The sequence below is a fragment of the Sorangium sp. So ce176 genome, from assembly GCF_051519835.1.
GTDB lineage: Bacteria > Myxococcota_A > Polyangia > Polyangiales > Polyangiaceae > Sorangium > Sorangium cellulosum_G.
Map to the genome: position 1 here is coordinate 6,896,001 of NZ_CP150371.1, position 22,223 is coordinate 6,918,223.

A 22,223-nucleotide genomic window follows, 5' to 3' on the forward strand; every position below is an offset into this window, starting at 1 on the left:
CCGTTGCGTCGGCCGCGCCGGCGCCAGCGCCGGTCGACGCGCGTCCCTCGTTGCCGCTCCTGTCCTGGTTGCCGAGCGCCATCAGTCCACCTCGAGGTAGGCGAGCAGCCCCTGGCGCCCGCCCTCGCGGCCGAAGCCGCTCTCCTTGTAGCCGCCGAACGGGGCGCTCGGGTCGAACTTGTTGAAGGTATTCGCCCAGACGACGCCGGCGCGCAGGCGCTGCGCGACCCAGAAGCTCTTCGAGCCCTTGCCGGTCCAGACGCCGGCCGACAGCCCGTACATCGTGTTGTTCGCCTTCTCGATCGCCTCCTCGGGCGTGCGGAAGGTCAGGATGGAGAGCACCGGGCCGAAGATCTCCTCGCGCGCGATCCGGTGCGACTGCGCGACGCCCGTGAAGAGCGTCGGCGCGAACCAGTAGCCGCGCGGAGGGAGCGCGCAGCTCACCGAGAAGCGCGCGGCCCCCTCGCGCTCGCCCGCCGCCACGAGCTCCTGGATCTTCTCGAGCTGCGCCCGCGAGTTGATGGCGCCGACGTCCGTGTTCTTGTCGAGCGGGTCGCCCACGCGCAGGGTCGCCATGCGCTCGCGCAGCTTGAGGAGGAGCGCGTCGTGGATGCTCTCCTCGACGAGGAGGCGCGAGCCCGCGCAGCAGACGTGCCCCTGGTTGAAGAAGATGCCGCCGATGATCCCCTCGACGGCCTGATCGAGCGGCGCGTCCTCGAAGACGATGTTCGCGGCCTTGCCGCCGAGCTCGAGCGTGAGCTTCTTGCCCGTGCCGGCGAGCGCGCGCTGGATGCGCTTGCCGACCTCGGTCGAGCCGGTGAACGCGACCTTGTCGACGCCGGGGTGGCCGACGACCGCGGCGCCCGTCGCGCCGGCGCCCGTGACCACGTTGACGACGCCGGGCGGGAGGTCGGCCTCCTCGATGATCTTCGCGAGCAGGAGCGAGGTGAGCGGCGTCGTCTCGGCGGGCTTGAGGACGCAGGTGTTCCCCGCCGCGAGGGCCGGGGCGAGCTTCCACGCCGCCATGAGGAGCGGGAAGTTCCACGGGATCACCTGGCCCGCGACGCCGAGCGGGCGCGGGTCGCGCCCGGGGAAGGCGTGGTCGAGCTTGTCGGCCCAGCCGGCGTAGTAGAAGAAATGCGCGGCCGCGAGCGGGAGATCGACGTCGCGGGACTCCTTGATGGGCTTGCCGCCGTCGAGCGACTCGACGACCGCGAGCTCGCGCGACTTCTCCTGGAGGGCGCGGGCGATGCGGTAGATGTACTTGCCGCGATCGAGCGGGCGCAGGCGCGACCAGTGCTTCTCGTACGCGGCCCGGGCCGCCTGCACGGCGAGGTCGACGTCCCGCTCGGAGGCCTCGGCGAACTCGCAGAGCTTCTCCTCGGTCGACGGGTTGACGCTGTCGAGGTAGCGACCCGACTCCGGAGCGCGCCACGCGCCGCCGATGAAGAGGTCGTACCGCGGCGCGATCTTCACGTGGTCGCGCCCCTCGGGCGCCGGCGCGTAGCGCCACGCGTCGCCGAACACGATGGCCGCGTCCGCGGCGGCGTCGCGCGAGGGGCCCGCGTCCCGAGCGGCGATCGTCTCCGGGGGCGCGCCCCCGTCGCCGCCTGCAGCGGCGGTGCTCATGTCGCTCATGCCGCGCACTCTACGCCCGCGGCCGCTGGTTGAACATCGGAGCGGGCGTGGCCGCGCGCGGCAGGCCGGATCGCGCGCGGCGGCAGCGCCGGGTCAGTCCTTGCTGAAATAGTCGCCGCCCTGGTAGGCGCCCGTCCGCTCCTTCTCGAGCTGCATGAGCACGTCGTTGAGGAGCGTCGACGCGCCGAAGCGGAACAGGTCGCTCGTGAGCCAGGCGTCGCCGAGGGTCTCCTTGACCATGACGAGGTAGTGGAGCGCCTGCTTCGCCGTGCGGATGCCGCCGGCCGGCTTCATCCCGATGCGCCGGCCGGTCGCGTGCGCGTGATCGCGGATCGCCTCCAGCATCACCAGCGTCACCGGGGGCGTCGCCGCCGGGGTGATCTTGCCGGTCGAGGTCTTGATGAAGTCGGCGCCGGCGAGCATCGCGATGCGGCTCGCCTTGCGGACGCGGTCGTAGCTCCCGAGCTCGCCTGTCTCCAGGATCACCTTGAGGTGCGCGTGCCCGCACGCCTCCTTGGTGGCGGCGATCTCGTCGTACACAGCGGCGTACTCGCCGGAGAGCAGGGCGCCGCGGTCGATCACCATGTCGATCTCGTCCGCGCCGAGCTCGACCGCCTGGCGCACGTCGGCGAGCTTGACCTCGAGCGTCGACAGGCCGCTCGGGAACGCGGTCGCCACACTCGCCACCTTGACGGACGAGCCCTCGACCGCTCGCCTGGCGACCGGCACGAGCTTGGGATAAACGCACACCGCCGCACACGAAGGGATGTCCGCGCGCTCGTGGGGTCGAAGCGCCTTCTGGCAGAGCTGTTGGACCTTTCCCGGCGAATCTTTTCCTTCGAGGGTGGTGAGGTCCATCATGGAGATGGCGAGCTTGAGGCCGGCGACCTTGGCCGGCCCCTTGATGCTCCTTTTGCCGAGCCCGGCTGCGCGCTCTTCCACCATGACCTTATCCACGGTAGGCGAAGAGAAATCGGGGTAGGTGATCCCCCTGCCCTGGCGCACCGCACCGTCGGCGGCGCCGCGCTCGCTTCCGAAGATCGCCATCGGTCTCGTCTCCTGTCGGCGCAACGTATCAGAAGCGTCGGATCGATCCTACCGAGTGCGTGCTAACGTGGCGCTCTGATGAAGAGACGCTTCCCGACTGCCCTCGTATTTGTCGTTGTTGCTGTCGTCTTTGCCTTTGTCTCGCTGCTCGGGTGCGGTGCGGCCGAGCGACCCGATGGTGGACAAGGGCTACTCCCGATCGGCGCCCCAGCGCCCGACGTGTTCGCCGCCGATCAGCACGGTGCGATCCAGCGGCTGTCGGACCAGCGGGGTCGGGCCGTGGTCGTGTACTTCTATCCGAAGGACGGGACGCCCGGCTGCACGGAGGAGGCGTGCGCGTTCCGCGACGCGTGGGATCGCTTCAAGCAGGCGAACGTCCAGGTCCTCGGCGTGTCGTCCGACACGCGCGAGTCGCACGAGGCGTTCGCGACCGAGCACAGGCTGCCGTTCCCGATCCTGGTCGACACCGATCACACGTGGGCCACCGCGTTCGGCGTGCCCATGCGGCTCGGGACGGTGGCGCGCGTGACCTTCCTGATCGATCCCGACGGCAAGATCGCCAAGGTGTATCCGGACGTGGATCCGGGGGTGCACGCCGAGGACGTGCTGAAGGACGCCGCGCAGCTCACGGGCGCCGCGCTCCCGGTGGCGCCTGCGGCGCCTGGCAGCGCTGCGCCGGCCGGGTCGGGCGACGCGGCGCCGGGCGCTGCGAGCGCGGCGCCGGGCGCTGCGAGCGCGGCGCCGGGCGCTGCGAGCGCGGCGCCTGCGGGAGCGGCAACGGGCACGCCGGTGCCGGTGGCGACCGGGGCCATCCTGCCCCCCGCGGCCCCTGCGGCGCCGACGCCGGCGAAGCGGTGACGGCGCGCGGCGCGGGATTGAAACCGCGCGGCGTGGAGCAGAGCCGGGCGCGCGCCGGGCGGCGGGCGCGGTGCGCGCGGGGGGTTGACGGGAGCATCCGCACGGGCGAGCACGCGCGTGGTGCGTAGGTCGTCGGACACCTGGAAGGTCAACGGGCTGGAGCTGTGCGTCCATCGCTTCCGCGACGAGGGCGCGCGGCCGACCGGCCTGACGTTGCTGCTGCTCCACGGCTTCCTCGACGCAGGGAGCACGTGGGACCTCGTGGCCGAGCCGCTCGCGCGGTCAGGGCACGACGTTGTCGCGCCCGACCTGCGCGGCTTCGGCCGGAGCGCGCGCGTGGGCGCAGGCTGCTACTACTATTTCCCCGACTACATCGCGGACGTCGCGGCGCTCGTCGATGGGCTCGCGCCGGCGCGGCTCGGCGTGGTGGGCCACTCGATGGGCGGCGCGGTCGCCGTGTACTACGCCGGTGCGTGCCCCGAGCGCGTCGAGCGCCTGGCGCTGCTCGAGGGCATGGGGCCGCCGGCGAGCGCGCCCGAGCTGGCGGTCACGCGCATGGAGACGTGGCTGCGCGCGATGAAGGGGCTCGAACGGGCCCCGAGGCGGCTCTCGTCGATGCAGGACGCGCTCGCGCGGCTCGTGGCGAACCACCCGCGCGTGCCGCGCGAGGTGCTGGCGACGCGCGCGCCGCTGCTCACGCGCGAGGAGCCGGACGGAGGGCTCGCGTGGGCCTACGATCCGGTGCACCGGACGACATCGCCGTTGATGTTCCAGGTGGACGCGTTCAAGGCGTTCCTGGAGCGCATCGCGTGCCCCACGCTGGTCGTGAGCGGCGGGCCGCACGGGTGGCACCCGCCGGACGAGGCGGAGCGGGCGGCGCGGCTCCCGCGCGCGGAGCACGTCGAGCTGCCGGAGGCCGGGCACATGATGCACTGGTCGGCGGCGGAGGAGCTGGCGGAGCGGCTGGGGGAGTTCTTCGGAAGAGGGAGCGCGGACCGGGGAAAGCCGGGGAACGTGACGGGGAAGGTGGGGCTGCCCGGGGGCGAGAATAAAAGCGCTTGACTTGGCAGGGCGAGTGGGTAATCTGCGCGCCTCCTCAACGCGAGGCGTGCCACCTTAGCTCAGTGGTAGAGCAACGGTTTCGTAAACCGTAGGTCTCGGGTTCAAGTCCCGAAGGTGGCTCCAGGCACAAGCAGCGACGATTCGCACGAAAGGCGACCGTTCCGCGCACTACCGCGAGAGACGGAGTTCCCTTCCGGATCGTGGACCCACGAGACGTCGCGACGGCGCCAAACGGCTTGCGGCGCCGGACGGGGGTGCCTTCTGGAGGCAGGGCGCCGAGCTTACTCCCCGGGCGACGCCCCTGGCGCCATGTGAGGTTCGATCCCACACCGGACGCGAAGCGTCTCCGCGGCTTGCGCGCTCGATGAGCTCATTGAATAGCGCCATCCGACACAGGATCACCTCATCGCTCAACTCGATGCGTTCATCCAGCGTACGCGGGGTTTCCTCGTCCGCGATCTTCAAGCAGCCTTCTTCCACCTTCCCGGGATTCGAGCGGGGTGGCATTCCAGATGAGCCCTTCGATCCAGCGGCTGTGTTCCGCGCCGCTCGCCGTGCCGGCTCGTCCAAGGATCGAGCGCGGCTCGCGCATAGCCCACATCACGAAGGCGTGAAGCGTAGCGACTATCGCCTGCAGATCATCATCGTGCGTCAACCCGCCCGCAATCGGTAGGTCCGTGCGCTTTGCGAGGCGTGACGCCCAAGTCCTGACTGCCGCGGCGGAGGTTCGCCGCTCGCCGGGGAGCGGGGCAAGGCGGAAGCTGCGCCAAGGGAGCGTCGGGAAGCACTCCATCACGAGGTAACCGCGCTCTGCTCGCTGAGGCGGCAGCGAACCATCATTGGCGGGCACCACGCGCGGCATGGCCAGGAGATGTCTTCTCCCCTTGAACAGCGCACCATCCTGCGCGTGCTGCACGCGATCTTCCAGATCGGAATCCGATGCAGACCGGAGGCTGTCCGCACCTGCCGGCAGCGCCCACGCCCTACATCGTCAGCACCAGCTTGCCCACCGTGCTCCCTGACTCCAGCGCCTGGTGCGCCTCTCCTGCCCTCTCCAGCGGGAACGTCGCCACCGGCGGCGGCGCGAGGCGCCCCTCCTCCAGCCAGCCCACGAGCCGGTCCATGGCCTCGCGCAGCATCTCCGTCTTGTGGAACAGGTACGAGAGGTTGAAGGCGAGCACGCTCTTGTTGTCGTTGCAGAGGTCGAGCGGGTTGAAGCGCGGCATCCGCACGAAGTCGAGCGCGAGCTTGGGGTAGCTCGGGCGGCCGCCCTGCCGCGGCAGCATCGTATGAAAGCCGTACACGACGAGCTTCCCCGCCGGCGCCAGGTGCCGGTAGCTCTGCCGCAGCGTCTCGACGCCGTTCGCGTCGAGGACCACGTCGTAGCCCTCGGGCGCGAGCCGCTCCGCCGCAGCCCAGAGCGGCTCGCGGCTCTTGTCGATCACCGCGTCGGCGCCGAGGCGCTGCGCCGTCTCGACCTTGTGCGCGGCGCCCACGACGCCCACCGCCCGGCAGCCGGCGATCTTGCCGAGCTGCACGAGCGCGCCGCCCACGCCGCCGGCGGCCGAGTGCACCAGCACCACCATGCCCGGCCGCAGCCGCAGGAGCTCGTACAGCGCGTAGTACGCCGTCATGAAGACCGCCGGGAAGCCGGCCGCCTGCTCCGGCGTGAGGCGCGCCGGCCGCGGGTAGACCTGGTGCCGCGGGACCGCGACGCGCGAGGCGTACCCGCCGAAGCGGGTCACGGCGAAGACAGGCGACCCTGGCTTGATATCGGAGACGCCCTCGCCGAGCGCGGCGACGGTGCCGGCGATCTCGAAGCCGGGGGTGATGGGCCAGCCGACGTACTTCTTCGCGGACTCGTAAAGACCCATGCGGACGACGCAATCCGCGTAGTTGACGCCCGCTGCCTGCACGTCGACGAGCACCTCGCCGCGCGCAGGGCTCGGATCGGGGTGCTCCTCGACGCGGAGCTTGTCGTGGCTGCCTGGCTCGTGGACGACGATCTTGCGCATGGACACCTCCCCTGGAGAGTGTCGCTTCACCGCTGCAACGGCACGAGGAGATTCCCCGCGCCACGACCGGCCCGGACGCTCCCCCCGCCCCGTGCTAGACCGCCGCCCCGCATGCGCATCGCGCTCGTCTACCCGCCGACCTGTGACCCCACCGCGCCGTACCTCGCGGTGCCGATGCTGACCGGCTTCCTGCGCGCGAACGGCGTGGAGGTGCTGCCCGTCGACGCGAACGTCGAGGCCTTCGACGCGCTCCTCACGCCCGAGACCATGGCCGGCCTCCGCGACCGCCTCGAGGCGCGCCTCGGCGAGCTCGACCGGCGCCCCGCGCTGCCGCACGCCGATCAGCTCGAGTACCTCGCGCTCGCCCGCGCGCGCGGCGACGCGCACGCCGTGCCGGGCGCTGTCGACAGCGCCAAGGCCACGCTGCGCTCCAGCGACGGCTTCTACGACCCCGGCGCCTACGCCAGCGCTGTCGCGACCATCGAGGCGGCGCTCGGCGTCGTCTCCGCCACGCACCACCCGCTCAAGCTCGACTTCACGGCGTACCGGACCCCGTTCGGCCTGCTCTCGATGGACGAGATCGCCCGGTCGAGCCAGCCGGAGCACGACCCGTTCGACGGCTGGGTGCAACAGACGCTCGTGCCCCGGCTCCGCGACGCGCGCGCCGACATCGTCGGCCTCTCCGTGTGCTTCCCGGGCCAGCTCCAGCCCGCGTACGCGTTCGCGCACAAGATCAAGCAGGCGCTGCCCGGCGTGCACGTCACGTGCGGCGGCCCCGGCGTCACGCAGATGCTCCTCCGGCTCTCGGGCGAGCGGCTCGCGCGCGCCCTCGGCCCGTTCGACTCGGCGTGCCTGTTCGAGGGCGAGCACACCCTCCTCGCGCTCGCCCGCGCGCTCGATGAAGGGCGGCCGCTGCGCGACGTGCCGAACGTCGTCGTGCGCGACCGCCTGCTGGGCGCGCGCTGGCTATCGGGGCACGGCATGGAGGACCTGAAGGCGCTCCCGCCGCCCGACTTCGACGGGCTCCCGCTCCACGCCTACCTGGCGCCGGCGCTCGTGCTCCCGTACGACCCCACGCGGGGCTGCTACTGGGGCAAGTGCACCTTCTGCCACTACGGCCTCGCCGAGGTCGGCACGGCGGCGTACCGCGAACGCGCCGTCGAGACCATCGTCGCGCACCTCGGGGCGCTCGCGGCGCGGCACGGCACGCGCCACTTCTACCTGTCGCAGGACTCGGTCGCGCCGAAGACGCTGGTGAAGATGTCGCAGGCGATCATCGACGCCGGCCTCGACGTCCGGTGGGCGACCGACCTCAAGCCGGAGAAGTACCTCACCAAGGAGCGCGCGGACGTGCTGCGCCGCGCGGGCGCCGTCGCGTGCGCGCTCGGCGTCGAGTCCGCGTCGCCGCGCGTCCTCGGCCTCATCGACAAGGGCGCGCCCGTCGAGGTCGTCTCCGACGTGATCGACCACCTCGCGTCCGCGGGCGTGGCCGCCGAGGCGATGTGCTTCACGGAGTTCCCCACCGAGACGCACGCCGAGGCCGTCGCGACGCTCGACTTCCTGCGCGCGCGGCGCGAGGCGCTCGCGGTGTACATCGTCGGCGAGTTCGGGCTCACGCACGGGTCGCTCGTCGCGCAGACGCCGGAGCGATTCGGTATCGACGAGGTGTTCGAGCTCGAGGGCGACGAGCTCGGGCTGGGCCTGTTCTTCGTCCCGCGCGAGCCGTGGAAGACCGACGCAGAGCGCGCCGACGTCGACGAGCGGCTCGCCGACCTGTCGCGCGGCTGGACCCTGCGCACCTATCCCTGGGCCGGCGCCGTGTCGACAGCGCACACGATCCTCCAGTACGACCGCTTCGGGCCCGGCGTCTTCCGCGACCGCGCGGCGCGCCGCCCCACCGACGGCGTCCCCGGCGCCGAGCCCATCGAGCGCGGGCTGCGCTTCGATCCGCGCGCGGCCGAGCACGCCGAGGCGCGCGAGGCCGAGATCTGGGCGACGCTCGTGCACGAGGAGCGGCGCGTGGGGCGCGACGCCTACGCGGCGCTCGCGCGGTCGCTGCCGCCGCTCCGACCGAGGCCGGTGCGCGTCAGGTTCGTCGCGGGCGCCGCGCCGGCGGTGACGTCGGGGCGACGGCCGTCGCACGCCACGAGCGCGGCGCGCTGAGCGCCCCGAGCGGCGCCGTGGACGGGGGCTATCCCGTGCCCTGACGCCGTGGGTCGTTCGGAGATCCTCAACGACGGTGGCTGACCTCGACGAGCACACCGCCGGGAGCGCGCGTGTAGAAGGCCGGCCCGCCGCGGACATCTCGCAGCGGGGAGACGACCCCGGCGCCGGCCGCCGTCATCCGCTCATGGGCCTCGTGGACCGCGGCCTCGCTCTCGAGAAGGAAGCCGACGTGGAACTGGGCCGGATAGCTGGTCGGATCGTCGGCGCGCAGCCGGCTGATGACGAGCGTGAAGCCGGCCTCGTCCTGCAGGATGGCGAGGGCGTCGCGCCCCTTCTCCCGCTGGCAGCGAAAGCCGAAGAACCGCTCGAAGAACTCGCTGGTCTCCCGGACGTTGGATACGCAGAGATCGAGATGGTTGAGGTGCATGTCGGGTCCTTTCAGGTGGATGAAAGGTCGGGCCCCGCCATGCGCGAGCGCTCCGGCGCCGACGTGTGCCGGCGCGCGCTCTCGCAAGATGCTGGTGATGGATGTGCTCGCCCATGGACGCCCGACCAGAGCGCAGCACAAACTGCGCCCTGCTCGTCGTGGGTCCTGGCGCTGGTGCGTCGGACAGAGCTTCCTTGCGGAAGTGACCGGGGCTCACCGAACCGGTCCGCCTTTTTCGACGTGTCCCCATGAAAGCGCATGGAAAGGAACGCGTCAAGCAGCGCGCCCCCACGGGCTCGGCCCCATGACGCGCGAAGGCCCAGCACCGGCATCTGCTGGCGCTGGGCCCTGGGCTCCTCGCAGGAGGATGAGCGGCACCGTCACCGCGCGCACCGCGCTCTCCGGAGCCGACTCATCGCAACGGCTACACCGCCGGCGCCCCGCTCCCGCCGGCCGCCTGCGCGCGCGCCCGCTTGCGCACCTGGATCTCGGGCGACTCGGCCACGGCCATCCCCACGAGGCGCATGCCCTCCAGGAAGTGCCGTACCCCGATGCGGACCAGATCCGGGCTCGCCGTCCCCACGTCGGGATACCCTCGCCCCTCGGCGTCGGGCTGCACCTTGCCCCAGTTCGCGAACAGCCGGCCCCACGGGCTCTCGAGCACGGGCGCCATCTTCTCCTTCGCGTAGCGCGGGTACCAGAACATGTCGTGGTACGTGACCGACGCCACGTAAGCCCAGGGCGCGAGCCAGGTCTTGAGCGACCACTCCACCGGCTTCTTGAGAGGGCCCCAGTAGATGCGGTGCTGGTTGCGCGAGGCGAACGTCATCTCCTTGAACGGCCCGTCGAAGTTCCAGTTCTCGTTCGCCGCGTCCAGGTCGCCCACGAGCTCGATGTCGCGCACGTCGCCCGTCCCGAGGCCGAGGTCGTGCGCGAGGCGCACGAACTTGCAGTCGCGCATCGGGTCGAACCCCATCAGCTTCGCCGCCACCGCGTCGATCGCCACCTGGTCCGCCGACGCGAGCAGGACGTTCTTCACGTGCGGCACCATGCACCGCGGCCCCGGGCCGTCGCCCGCGAAGGTCCCGTCCATCACCGCGAACACCCCGCGGTGGATCTTCTTCTGGATCATCAGGAGATCCACGAGCGTCTCGTGGATGACCGGGTGCGTCCAGTGCCGGTGCTCGTTGAGCAGGCCGCCGAAGGCGTTCTTCATCGCGCCCGTCGTCGTCGTGAAGATGTGGGTCTTCACCGTCGGCAGGTGGATGATGTTCTCGCCGATGAAGCGCTTCGGGATCGAGAACCCCTTCGGGTACACCTCGTTCAGACAGAGGAACTTCTTCCGCAGATCGCCGACCGCATCGCCGATCGGGATCCACTCCTCCCCCTCGTACAGATGCACGTTGCGCAGGCCGTGCGCCTGCACGACGTCGACCTGCTTGTTCTCGCGCTCACCCAGGTGGGCGTCGATGACGACTGTACGGTTGTGGCACGCGTGGATCAGGTCCTTCGAGTACCCGTCCTGCGTCATCGCCCGGATGACGCCCTCCAGCTGCCAGGGCGTCGTGGACGAGCTCGGGTAGAAGAAGTGCCAGGAGATGTTCACCTTGAGCGCCGTGTCGGCGTCCTTGGCGACCACATCTTGGTAGCCGGCCAGGTTCATCAGCCGGTGGTAGTCCGAGAGCACCGTCGCGGGGGACGTGCGGATGACAGCAACCTTCGATTTCGGCATGGCCACGCCCTTATAGCCCGTCCGGAGACGCCCGATCCGGGAAGTTGTGGGGCGTCCGCGTGCAGCCTTCGTGCAGCGCCGCCCACACCGAGCCGCGGCGCGCGGCCGCGTCCGGCGCCGCACAGGTCCACCCTGTCACGATCGAGGCATCATGCCCCACAAAAAGGGCGCCGCTCGCGCGCCCGGACGGAAGCGGCGGCGCCGAGCTCGTCACCCCGCGGCCGCGTCCGGCCCGGAAGGCCGCGGCGCGCGCCGGCCGCCAGCCTCTGCCACGCTTCGGCACGGGGGGTGCAATCCGGCCATGAGAACTCGCGTTGAGGTCGTCTCCACGAAAGACACCGGCTCGACGCCCTGAGACCCCTTGGAGGACATCATGCTCGGTTGGACTGTCACCTTCTTCATCATCGCAATCATCGCCGCCATCTTCGGTTTCGGCGGTATCGCCGCGAGCGCCGCGGGCATCGCGAAGATCCTGTTCGTGGCCTTCCTGGTGCTCGCCGTGATCTCGCTCGCGCTCGGGCGCCGCGTCCCTTCGTGACGCACGCCCTGCGCAAAAGGACTGGGTGAAGCCATGAGCAACGCATCTCAACCGCCGAACGGAGAGCCCTGGCGGCCCGGCGTGCCGCAGCCGATCATGAGCCCCCCCGGCGAACAGCCGGAGGACCCCGGCTCGCCCGGGCGCACGTCGCCGGACCGTGAGATCCATCTCCCGGGCACGACGGAGCAGCCCACGCCCGGAGGGGCTCCGGAGAAGCACCAACCCGAGGTGCCGGCGCCCCCGCACACGCACGAGATCCCCGATCCGTCGCCCTACGAGGTCCCGCGCCACGACTTCCCGCGCGCGTGACCGCACGGAAAGGGGAGCGACCGGAGGGCCGGAGCCCCGCCCCGCGGGGACGACGATCGACAGCGCCCGCCGTCCAGCAGACGGCGGGCGCGCTCGTGCCGGGGGCCCCTGCCCCGCGTGGGACGGCGCGCGGCCGGCTGCCGCGCCCTCAGGGAGATCTCCAAGATACCATCGGGTCTCCCCGGATTTGTCGGCTGGTTGGTCTCGCGGAGCTGCGATGCTGACCTCTATCCCTAGCTGATCGCCATGCCCGAAGATCCCACCCTCCCTCCCGTGTCCAGCGCAGCCGTCCCGCACCGGCAGGGCCGCTTCCGCCGGGCCCTCGCCCGCGCGGCCGCCGTGTCGGCCAGCGTGATCGGCCTGGGAGGCGTGTTCGTCGCGGCGACGGCCGTGGGCGCGGTCGTTCACCTGAACGTCGCCTCGACGCGCGACCTCACAAGGCAGCTCGTCAACGACATCCTGCGATCCAGCCTGGAGGGGCAGATCGAGATCGCGCACATCGACCGCCTCGGCCTCTTCACCGCCGATGTCTCCACCGTCACCGTGCGCCACCCCAGCGGGACGGAGCTCCTGCGCGTCAGCGGTGTCCACGCCGACTTCAACGCGCTCGCGATCGTGAAGGAGCTCCTCCTCGGCGACGGGGACCTCGCCATCACCATCCCCCTCGTCCGGGTCGGCGACGTGGACGCCCTGCTCGAGCAGGACGAGCAGGGCGCGCTCACCCTCGCGCAGGCGTTCACGCCGAAGCCGTCGGAGGAGCCGCCCGCCGAGGGCGGGCGGCCGCTCCGCCTCGAGCTCTCGCGCATCCTCCTCGACCGCGCCGCGGTCCACGGCACGGTCGCCCCCGGGAGCCCCATCGACGCGACAATCGAGAACCTCGCCGGCGCGATCGTCGTCGCGGACCAGAGCCGCTACGCGATCGAGCGCGTACGCATCACCGAGCGGCGCCTCCTGCCGGTGCCGATCGAGGCGACCAGCATCGCCGGCAACGTGAGCGTCCCCGCGGACGCGCCGATGGAGCTCACCGCGCGGCTCGAGGGGAGCGTCGGCGCGATCCCGATCACGGCCGAGGGGACGCTGAAGGACGAGCGCCTCTCGGCGCGGGTCTCGTCGGCGCGCGTGACGCCCGAGGCGGCGCTCGCGATCGATCCCGGCGTGCCGCTCGCGCGGCCGGTCTCGGTCCTGGTCACCGCCGACGGGGAGCTCTCGGATCTCTCGGTCACCGCGCGCGTCACGGTCCTCGATCCGCTGGTCACCGACGACGCCGTGACAGGCGAGATCACCGCCCGCGCGCGGCTCGACGCGCTCGATCCGAAGCGCATCAAGGCCGAGATCCGGATCACCGAGCTCGATCCGCGCGCCTTCGTCGGGGCGGCGGCGCCGGCCGCGCGGGTGAGCGCGGAGGCGCGCGGCGACATCACCCTCGACGAGGAGGGCGGGCCTCGCATCGTCGCCGAGGCGAAGACGGAGCCGTTCGTCGTCGTGGGCCAGCGCGTCCCGGCGACCGAGGCGCGCGCGACCTTCGAGCGCGGCGCGCTGCGGGCCGCCGCGACGATCCACGAGCCCGGCGCGCCCATCGAGGCGAACGTCGCCCTCTCGAAGGAGGGCGAGATCCAGTTCGAGGCGCGCAGCGAGATCCCATCGCTCAGCGCGGTGCGGCACGTCCCGAGCGGCATCCACGGCAGCGCCGCGCTCCACGTCGAGGGCGCGCTCAAGAACGACGCGCTCGACGCCAGGGCGACCGTGCGCGTCGCCGGGCTCCGCGTCGGGCCCGATCTGCAGCTCGGGCGAGGCGAGATCAGGGCCAAGGCCGCCGGGCCGCTCGACAAGCTCACGATCGAGGGCGCGTTCCGGGGGGCGGACCTCCGCGCGCAGCAGTACGCGTTCGACAGCGTCGCCGCGAGCGCCGCAGGCCCGGTCACCGCGCCGCGCGTGCGGGTGTCGCTGGCCAGCGCGGAGCGCCGCATCTCCGCCTCCGCCGACCTCGACATCCCGGGGAGCCAGGCGCGGCGGATCCGCGTCGAGGTGAAGCGCGGCGAGGACGAGATGGTCGCGCAGGCGGCCCGCGTCGCGTGGGACCGCGGGATCGCCGTCCGCGACCTCGCCCTGCGCGGCGACGGCGTCGGAGAGCTCCAGGGGAGCCTGTCGCTCGTCGGGGACGAGATCGAGGGCGACCTCCGGGGCACGGCGATCGACCTCCAGCGCATCGCGGACGTCGCCGGCGTGCCGCTCGGGGTCGGCGGCCTCGCCAACCTCGACGTGTCGATGCGCGGCCGCGGGAAGCGCCGCGCCGGGCACGTGCTGGTCGAGCTCGAGGACGGCTCGGTCCCGGGTATGGCGCCGCGCCTCTCGATGAACATGACAGCGCGCATCGAGGGCGAGGCGCTGAAGGCGGACGGCCTGGTCCGCCTGATCGCGCCGCCCGAGCCCCCGCCCGCGCAGTCCCGGGAGGCCGACCGGCAGGGCGCGACGCCCGGCAAGCCGTCGGCCACGGTCGGGGACCTGGCGGAGCGCCCGAAGGCGCCGCCGCCGCCTGTGTGCCGCGGCGCGATCGCGCGCGTCCTCGTCGACGGGAGCGCGGCGAACGTGCGCGGGTCGCTCCTCTCGGAGCGCACATGGCAGACGGTCACGGGCTCGGCGCGGATGGAAGCCGACGCGTGGCAGCTCGGGTGCCTCGCCCAGGCATCGCCGGTGCCGGTCGCCCTGAGCGAGCTCGCGGGCCGGCTCACCGCGCGCCTCGCTGTGGTGCGCGAGGCCGGAGAGCGGTTCCCGTCGGTGCGGAGCCTCTTGATCCGCACCGAGGGCCTGCGCGCGGCGGGGCCCCTCGACGAGAAGACGGGCGCGCCGGCGTGGGTGTCGAGGAAGCTCGACGCGCGGATCGCCGGCGACCTCGACGCGAAGACGGGCGACGCCCACGTCACGCTCTCGGTGTTCGATCGCCGGATCGTGGCGGAGCTCTCGGCCGCGTTCGACGCCGATCTCCCGGCGCTCCTGGCCGATCCGGCGGCGGCGCTCCCGCGGATGCCGATCGCGGCGCACTTCCATGTGCCGCGCCGAAAGCTCAACGATCTCACCGAGCTGGCCGCCTTGGGGAAGCGGACCCCGGTGCTGTCCGGCGCCGCGGGGGTCGACGTGTACTTCGCGGGGACGATCGCCGAGCCCAGGCTCGTGGCCCGCGCGACGGCGGCGAACGTGGGCGGCGTGGGGGGCCCCTCGCCGCTCGGCAAGCTCCGGCTCGACACGCTGCTCGTCTACGACGGGCGCAACGCCGCGCTCGACGCGTACGCGTTCCGCGGCCCGCGCACGTACATGACCGCGAAGGCGAAGCTCGGCGCGAACGCGGCCGCCCTCATGGGCGACGCCCCGGGCGCCCCGCTCTTCAGCGAGGGCAACCTCGAGGCGAAGATCGCGGACCTGCCGCTCGCCGAGATCCCCGTCCTCGCGGACATGCAGGTCAGCGGCCAGGCGCGCGGCGAGGTCACGGTGCGCGGCCTCTTCGGGGCGGCGCCCGAGGTCGCGGCGCGCCTCCAGTTCCCGGGCCTGAAGCTCGGCCCCGACGCGCAGTACGAGACCGCCGAGGTGTCGCTCGACATCCCGCCGCCCGGCGACGGCGGGCGCACAGCGGCCGTGGCCGGCGTGCGGCTCGTCGGGCGCGACGGCGGCCGTCTCGAGGCGAAAGCGGAGACGCCCGTGACGTGGGAGGCGAACGCGATCCCGACGATCACGGACGATCAGAACGCCGAGGTGTCGCTGTCGGTCGACCGCTTCCGGCTCGCGGCGGTGGAGCCGTTCGTTCAGGGCACGGTGAACCGGCTCGACGGCACCCTCGACGGCGACGTGCGGCTCGGGCTCGGCGAGCACGCGGGCTTCACCGGCCAGATGCGCCTCACCAAGGGCCTCGTCCACGTGGCCACGATCGGCCAGCCGTTCGAGAACGCCTCGTTCCGCGTCACAGCGAGCCCCTCCGGCGAGCTGCGCATCGAGGACATCCGCGCCGAGGCAGGCGGCGGCCTGGTCCGCGGCGGAGCGACGCTCCAGATGGAGGGGTTCGCCTTCAAGAGCGCCCGCGCCGAGCTCGAGATCCCGAAGGGCCGCGATCTCCCGATCGCGCTGGAGGGCGTCCCGCTGGGCGACGTGCGCGGCAAGGTGGTGCTCGCGGCGCAGCAGCGGGACGAGCAGATCGCCGTCCGCGTCGACGTGCCCACGCTCAACCTGACGCTGCCGCCGACGATCGGGCGGAGCGTGCAGCCGCTCGACGAGAACGAGGACATCGTCACCTCGGCGCCGCTCAGCCAGGAAGAGTACGAGGCGCGGCGCGCGCCGGCCGAGCCGACGGACGCTCCGAAGAAGGACGCGGGCGGCACCCCGCTCGTCATGGAGGTCCACCTGGGCGGGATCGGCATCGAGGGCGACATGGTGCAGGCCTCGCTGGCCGGAGATCGCGCGCACCCGCTCCGCATCACGGTCGCGGGGGAGACGAAGATCGAGGGCAACGTGAACATCGTCTCGGGGAAGCTCGAGGTGATCGGCAAGGAGTTCGAGATCGAGCCGGGCGTCGTCGCGCTGCAGGGGGATCCCTCGAACCCGTACCTGAACGTGAAGGCGTTCCACGACACGCCGGAGGGGACCCGCATCTACATCGACTACGTGGGCGAGCTGAACCCGATCACCGAGGAGAAGATCACCTTCCGCTCGGAGCCCCCGCGCCCGGAGAACGAGGTCATCGCGGAGCTCCTGCTCGGCAAGGCCTACGCGGAGGGGACGCTGGCGGGCGGCACGTCCACCGAGGAGCCCGGCTCCGGCGGCGGCAGCAACGCCGCCGGCGGGGTCGCGGCCGGCGTGGGCACCGGGCTCGCGTCCGCGCAGATCAACATGATCCTCCAGAGCATCGGCCCGCTCCAGAACTTCGAGACGCAGCTCGACACGACCGACGAGGGCGCGCTGAAGACGACCGTGGGCTACCAGCTCGGACAGCAGGTGACCGCGAGCGCGAGCTACGAGGCGGGCGCGACGGGGCAGGGGGAAGGGACGGGGACGTCGCGCAGCGGCAGCTCCAGCGGCGCTCGGGCCCGCACCGAGGTGAGCCTCGAGTGGCGCTTCCGCCGCAACTGGTCGGTGCGGGCCGGGATGGCGACGGGCGAGCAGGCGGGGACGACCCTGGATCTGCTCTGGAAGCACCGGTACTGAGCGCCTGCCGCGCAGGGCGCGCCCTCGTCCGTCAGGACGGCGCGCCTCCTGCGCGGCGCCGGCTCAGCCCTTCACGCAGATGCCGCCGCAGTCCGCGCCGATCGGCGGGCTGCAGTCGTCGCCCGGATCGTCGACGCACACGAGCCCCTCGGGGCACGGGAATCCGGCGATCCCGCCGCACATCGTGGGCTTCGGCTCGACGCAGAGCCCGCCGCAGTCCGCGCCGCCGTGCTCCGGGTCGCAGTCGTCGCTCGGGTCGTCCACGCACTCCAGCCCCTCGGGGCACGGCAGCCCCGCGAAGCCCCCGCACATCGTCGCGGTGGGCTTCGGCTCCACACAGACGCCGATGCAGTCCGCGCCGCCGTGCTCCGGGTCGCAGTCGTCGCTCGGGTCGTCCACGCACTCCAGCCCCTCGGGGCACGACAGCCCCGCGAAGCCCCCGCACACCTGCGGCGGCGGATCGTCGACGCACACGCCTGGGCAGTCGGCCCCGCCGTGCTCCGGGTCGCAGTCGTCGCGCCGGTCGTCCACGCACGCCAGGCCCTCTGGACAGCTCGTCCCAAGGAACCCTCCGCACGACTCCGTCTCCTGCGGATCCTGCGTTTCACCCGTGTCGCCGTCGTCCTCCTTCGCGCAGCCCATGAGTCCGATCACGATGAACAAGAAAGCCAGTCCCTTGTGGCGCATCAGTACCTCCGCGTTGTGCTCGTCCGAACCCCGCTGCGGCATCCGGACGATGACCGCGCGGCAACCCTGGCGTGCGGGCGCCGCCGCGGAGAACGCCCCCGGCGACCGCCAGACCGCCAGCAGGAATGCTGCGGCCTGCGCTCGCCCGCAGAGCGTCCTTCGAGACGGCTTCCCATCCTCGCGCCCACCTTCAAGCAGCTTCGGTGCCACTGGAACGCGCCGCATTTCGCCCGGGGATCCCCCTCTCCAAGGCGGCGCACCGCGCGATCGCGGTGTCTCGTTGTGTCTCAAATGTGTCTCAGCTGTGCCAACGGCCTGGCTGGAGGGTGAGCCGGCCTCCGGGGCGGAGGTGCTCTCTCCTTGTGCGCTGGCGGCGCCTGCACTCCGCGCGCCGCCAGCGCACGAGGTCGCGACGAGCGACCGCCGCCGGCGTCAGAGCGCCGCGTCGAGCCGTTCGAGCACGGCCCTCATGACCGGCAGGTAGCCGTGATCAGGCGATGAGGTGTCCGCGATCTGCGCCGGGCAGATCGAGCCCGCGACCCCTTGAGCCCCGAGGCTCTGGAGGAGCTGCAGCTCGCGGAGGCCCGGGTATGCCTTGGCCTTGACCTGCGTCATCGTGCGCGGGAGGGGCTCTGCCGGGTCGTTCGTGCCCTCGGGCATGCACAGCGGGTTGTCGATGGTGGCGCCTGGAATCGCCCTGCAATCGCAGCTCTGGGCAGCTCCCTCGCAGGAGCGCTCCTCGACGTCGAAGATGCAGGCGTACTGGAGATCGCCAGTGCTCCCCGGCGGGATCGTGTACTCGCGGCCGTTGATCGCGTTCCATCCCGTCTGGTGCGGCTGGATGATTCCATCACCGGTGATCGGGTTCGCGCCCGAGCGGGGCGCCCTCGACTCGATCATGAACGGGTCCGCGGGCGCGACGTGGTTCGCCGGATCGCCGAGGGCGATCTCCCAGGTGCTGTCGAAGCCGCCGTCCACCGGGGCGCCGAGCTCGGCGGCATTCTTGAGCCCGCCGACCGGGTTGCCTTCCGCGTCGAGGCCGTCCACGAGATCGGGGACGCCGGCCGCGTTCTGGCGCGCGAGGTCCTGCCACGGCACCCCGACGATCCCCGTGAACACGACGTGCTGCGGCCCTCGAGTTCGCGTGTTCCCGTCCGCCGGATCCAGATCCGAGAAGATCGGGTTCGGCACGGTATCTCCGTTCCGCGTCGACACGGTGGGCGACGTCAGCGCCTCGGTGTACCGCTCGATCGGGTAGAGGAAGTCGTACCCGAAGCGGCGCTTCTGATCCCAGCACCGCAGGTTCACCGGGTCTTCCTCCGCGGAGAGCCTCGCGGGATTGCCGTCCGGGCCCGTGCAGGTCGGGTCCGCGGGGCAGCCGTCCTGATTCTGCGCGCAGGACCTGCAGCACGGGTCGTTCGGGTTGATGGCGCACTCGCTCCGCGGCCGCCACAACCTGAAGTTGTTCCTCGTCTCGGCGACCAGGTAGTTCCTGCCGTCGTCCCTGATCGAGCAGTCGTTCTCGTCGGACAGCATCACGACGAGCAGGAGCGAGTCCGGCCGGAGGAACTCCCTCCGCTGCTGCAGGACGGTGACGTCGATCCCTGAAGGTACGGCGACGTCGTCATCCAGGATCATCGTCTGGTACGGCTCGGGGTCGACGAGGAAGCGGTAGAAGCTCTCCAGCGGCGCCTCGAAGCCGCACCCCGCCTGCCCGACCCCCTGGATGATGTTGCCGAGCTTGCCGGCGAGCGCGACAGGGTCGGAGTCCCCTGCGGGCGTGCGGCTCCCGGCCGCGTCCCACACGAGAAAGCCCTTGTCGAGGTAGGTGGGGAGATCGTTCCCCGCCACCCCTGGATCGGAACGCGCGAGGAGGTGGGCCATGTCGGCGTTGGAAGCGGACGTCGTCGGGGCGCAGGCGCCCGACCCGTGGCCGCCGAGGCTGGTGCTGATCACGCCGATGTGCATGTCGCTCACGGGCGTTCGCGCGCGCGAGGTGCCTTCCGGGCATGGATCGAGCCCGCTCGCTGGCTGCTGCGTCTCCGCCACCGGGTGGCCGGCGCCGTCCACGCAGCGCGGGTTGGTGATGTCGAACACGAGGTCGGCGGCCGCCGACCGCAAGATCTGCTGCTTGTCCGCCATCGATCCGGAGTTGTCGACCACGAAGAGGAGATCGACCTTGTCGGGCGTGAACTGCGGTGGATCCCAGCCGCCGCCCTCACCGCCGGAGCCGCCGCTGCCGCCCTCACCGCCGAAGCCGCCCTCACCGCCGAAGCCACCGCTGGTGACGCTGGTGACGCTGGTGACGCTGGTGACGCTGGAGCTGCTGCCGACAACCGAGCTCGAGGCGGTGGTGGGGTCGAGTCCGTCGAGCGAGACCTCGAGCTGACACCCGACGACCGAGGCGGCGCTCAGGACGAGAAAGGGCAACAGGGTTCGTGACATCTTCAATGACATGGTTCCTCCTTGTGCGGGGCCTGGAGGCGCCGCCGAAGACCGATCGTGACAGGGCATGAAGGGACGCACGGGCGCCTTCCCATTTCAAAAAGAGCGCGTGTTGGTTTGACGAGGATCCGGAGGACCGGCGCGACGGCGTGAGGCCTCGCTGCGCCCGCGGTCCCCGTGATCGCAGGGGTCAGAGCGCCGAGGAGAGCCGGTCGAGCACCGCGGTCATGACCGGCCGATAGCCGTAGTCGGACGACGAGGCGTCCCATGTCTGCGCCGGGCAGATGGAGCCCGCGACGCCCTGCTCCCCGAGGCTCCGGAGGAGCTGCAGCTCACGGAGGCCCGGGTACGCCTTGGCCCGCTGCTGTATCGGACCCCTGTCGCCGGGATCGTCGAGGTCGTTCGTGCCTTCCGGCTCGCACAGCGGGCTGTCGTTCACCCCGGTCAGGGTCTCGCGGCAGTCGCAGCTCTGGGCGCTCCCGTCGCAGGAGCGCTCGTCGGGGAGGTCGAAGATGCAGGCGTACTGGAGGTCTCCCGTGCTCCCCGGCGAGACCGTGTACTCGCGACCGTTGATCGCGTTCCACCCCGTGGCGTCCGGGTGGACGAGCTGATCGCCGGTGATCGGGTTCGCGCCCTCGCGGGGCGCCCTCGACGCGATCATGAACGGATCCGCGGGCGCGACGTGGTTCGCCGGATCGCCGAGGACGATCTCCCAGGTGCTGTCGAAGCCGCCGTCCACCGGGGCGCCGAGCTCGCCTACGTCCTTGAGCCCGCCGACCCGGTTGCCCTCCGCGTCGAGGCCGCCCACGAGATCGGGGACGCCGTCCGCGTTCCTGCGCGCGAGGTCCTGCCACGGCACCCCGACGATGCCCGTGAAGACGACGTGCTCCGGCCCTCGAGTTCGCGTGTTGTCGTCCTCGGGATCCAGATCCGAGAAGATCGGGTTCGGCACGAGGTCTCCGTCCCGCGCCGGCACGATGGGCGACGTGAGCGCCTCGGTGTACCGCTCGATCGGGTAGAGGAAGTCGAACCCGAAGCGGCGCTTGTGGTCCCAGCACCGCAGGTTCACCGGATCGTCCTCCGCGGAGAGCCTGGCAGCGTTGCCGTCCGGGCCCGTGCAGGTCGGGTCCGCGGGGCAGCCGCTCTGATCCTGGGAGCAGGACCTGCAGCACGGGTCGTTCGGGTTGATGGCGCACTCGCTCCGCGGCCGCCACAACCTGAAGTTGTTCCTCGTCTCGGCGACGAAGTAGTTCCTGCCTCCGTCCTTGATCGAGCAGTCGTCCTCGTCGGACAGCAGCACGATGAGCAGGAGCGAGTCGGGCCGGAGGAAGTCCCTCCGCTGCTGCAGCACCGTATGGTCGATCCCTGTCGGCACCGCGGTCTCGGTCTCGATGGCCACCGTCTGGTACGGCTCGGGATCGACGAGGAACCGGTAGAAGCTCTCCAGCGGCGCCTCGAAGCCGCACCCCGCCTCTCCGACCCCCTGCACCATGTTGCCGAGCTTCGTTGTGAGCGTGATCGGGTCGGAGTCCCCTACGGGGTCATGGCTCCCGTTCACGTCCCACACGAGAAAGCCCCTGTCCTGGTAGGTCGGCAGATCGTTCCCCGTCACGCTCGGATCGGAGCGGGCGAGGAGGTGAGCCATGTCGGTGTTGGAGGGGGAGGTGCTCGTCGAGCACGCGCTCGCCCCGTGGCCGCCGAGGCTGCTGCTGATGACGCCGATGTGCATGTCGTACACGGGGGTATGCACGCGCGCTGAGCCTTCCGGGCATGCGCTCAGCCCGCTGCCGGGTCGAGCGCGCACCGAGCCTGTCGCGTCCACGCAGGGCGGGTTGGTGATGCCGGAGACGAAGTCGGCGAGGGCGGGGCGCAAGATCTCTTGCTTGTCTGCCATCGAGCCGGAGTTGTCGACCACGAACAGGACATCGACCTTGTCCGGCGTGAACTCCGGGGGATCCCAGCCTCCTGCACCTGTGCTGGTGCTATGGCTGGTGCCGGAGACGGGGCTGTCGAGGCCGCCCGTCCCGCCGCTGCCCCCGCCTTCTCCCCCGACGCCCGAGCTCGCGTCTGCCCCGCCGAGCGACACATCCACCCGACATGCTGCGAGCGCGA

General features: G+C 71.7%; 15 protein-coding genes and 1 tRNA gene. 8 read left to right on the forward strand and 8 right to left on the reverse strand.

Features of this window, described 5'->3' with window-relative positions; translation table 11 throughout:
• Positions 1–81: 81 nt before the first annotated feature.
• Entirely contained in the window at positions 82–1,638 is a 1,557-nt protein-coding gene (locus tag WMF42_RS25790) for an aldehyde dehydrogenase family protein (protein WP_233562315.1), read from the reverse strand.
• A gap of 93 nt (positions 1,639–1,731) precedes the next feature.
• Positions 1,732–2,685, reverse strand: coding sequence for a deoxyribose-phosphate aldolase (gene deoC, locus WMF42_RS25795; protein WP_061611336.1), 954 nt, complete (start codon positions 2,683–2,685; stop codon positions 1,732–1,734).
• 78 nt (positions 2,686–2,763) lie between these two features.
• Between deoC and WMF42_RS25800 the strand changes: the two genes are divergently transcribed.
• The 4 genes from WMF42_RS25800 to WMF42_RS25815 all read left to right on the forward strand — a co-directional run bounded on the left by WMF42_RS25800 (position 2,764) and on the right by WMF42_RS25815 (position 5,278).
• Positions 2,764–3,543, forward strand: coding sequence for a peroxiredoxin (locus WMF42_RS25800; RefSeq protein ID WP_437685371.1), 780 nt, complete (start codon positions 2,764–2,766; stop codon positions 3,541–3,543).
• A gap of 120 nt (positions 3,544–3,663) precedes the next feature.
• Complete coding sequence (locus WMF42_RS25805) at positions 3,664–4,605, forward strand: alpha/beta fold hydrolase (RefSeq protein ID WP_437685372.1); 942 nt, start codon at positions 3,664–3,666, stop codon at positions 4,603–4,605.
• A 48-nt stretch (positions 4,606–4,653) separates the two neighbouring features.
• A tRNA-Thr gene (locus WMF42_RS25810) sits at positions 4,654–4,728 on the forward strand.
• Positions 4,729–4,978: 250 nt separating this feature from the next.
• Complete coding sequence (locus WMF42_RS25815; protein WP_437685374.1) at positions 4,979–5,278, forward strand: hypothetical protein; 300 nt, start codon at positions 4,979–4,981, stop codon at positions 5,276–5,278.
• A 310-nt stretch (positions 5,279–5,588) separates the two neighbouring features.
• Here the strand turns inward: WMF42_RS25815 and WMF42_RS25820 are convergent, their stop codons facing one another.
• Positions 5,589–6,620, reverse strand: coding sequence for a synaptic vesicle VAT-1 family membrane protein (locus WMF42_RS25820; protein WP_437685376.1), 1,032 nt, complete (start codon positions 6,618–6,620; stop codon positions 5,589–5,591).
• Between the two features lie 111 nt (positions 6,621–6,731).
• On the opposite strand from WMF42_RS25820, the gene WMF42_RS25825 reads away from it, so the two are divergent.
• Positions 6,732–8,783 carry a B12-binding domain-containing radical SAM protein gene (locus WMF42_RS25825; protein WP_437685378.1) on the forward strand — a complete coding sequence of 684 codons (2,052 nt, stop codon included), beginning with the start codon at positions 6,732–6,734 and terminating at the stop codon, positions 8,781–8,783.
• Positions 8,784–8,850: 67 nt separating this feature from the next.
• Here the strand turns inward: WMF42_RS25825 and WMF42_RS25830 are convergent, their stop codons facing one another.
• Both WMF42_RS25830 and WMF42_RS25835 read right to left on the reverse strand, forming a co-directional pair.
• Positions 8,851–9,213, reverse strand: a complete 363-nt coding sequence (locus WMF42_RS25830; RefSeq protein ID WP_061611319.1) for a VOC family protein — start codon at positions 9,211–9,213, stop codon at positions 8,851–8,853.
• Between the two features lie 424 nt (positions 9,214–9,637).
• Positions 9,638–10,945, reverse strand: coding sequence for a DUF362 domain-containing protein (locus WMF42_RS25835; protein ID WP_437685380.1), 1,308 nt, complete (start codon positions 10,943–10,945; stop codon positions 9,638–9,640).
• Positions 10,946–11,318: 373 nt separating this feature from the next.
• Between WMF42_RS25835 and WMF42_RS25840 the strand changes: the two genes are divergently transcribed.
• From WMF42_RS25840 to WMF42_RS25850, 3 genes are all read left to right on the forward strand, one after another.
• On the forward strand, positions 11,319–11,483 hold the full coding sequence (locus WMF42_RS25840) for a DUF1328 family protein (RefSeq protein ID WP_081426868.1): 165 nt from the start codon (positions 11,319–11,321) through the stop codon (positions 11,481–11,483).
• A 33-nt stretch (positions 11,484–11,516) separates the two neighbouring features.
• On the forward strand, positions 11,517–11,792 hold the full coding sequence (locus WMF42_RS25845) for a hypothetical protein (protein WP_434041230.1): 276 nt from the start codon (positions 11,517–11,519) through the stop codon (positions 11,790–11,792).
• 246 nt (positions 11,793–12,038) lie between these two features.
• Positions 12,039–16,979, forward strand: a complete 4,941-nt coding sequence (locus WMF42_RS25850; protein WP_437685383.1) for a translocation/assembly module TamB domain-containing protein — start codon at positions 12,039–12,041, stop codon at positions 16,977–16,979.
• Positions 16,980–17,042: 63 nt separating this feature from the next.
• On the opposite strand, the gene WMF42_RS25855 is transcribed toward WMF42_RS25850, so the two are convergent.
• The 3 genes from WMF42_RS25855 to WMF42_RS25865 all read right to left on the reverse strand — a co-directional run bounded on the left by WMF42_RS25855 (position 17,043) and on the right by WMF42_RS25865 (position 22,203).
• Positions 17,043–17,666, reverse strand: a complete 624-nt coding sequence (locus WMF42_RS25855) for a hypothetical protein (protein ID WP_437685385.1) — start codon at positions 17,664–17,666, stop codon at positions 17,043–17,045.
• Positions 17,667–18,098: 432 nt separating this feature from the next.
• Complete coding sequence (locus WMF42_RS25860; RefSeq protein WP_437685387.1) at positions 18,099–20,123, reverse strand: hypothetical protein; 2,025 nt, start codon at positions 20,121–20,123, stop codon at positions 18,099–18,101.
• Positions 20,124–20,301: 178 nt separating this feature from the next.
• Complete coding sequence (locus WMF42_RS25865; RefSeq protein WP_437685389.1) at positions 20,302–22,203, reverse strand: hypothetical protein; 1,902 nt, start codon at positions 22,201–22,203, stop codon at positions 20,302–20,304.
• Positions 22,204–22,223 lie beyond the last annotated feature (20 nt).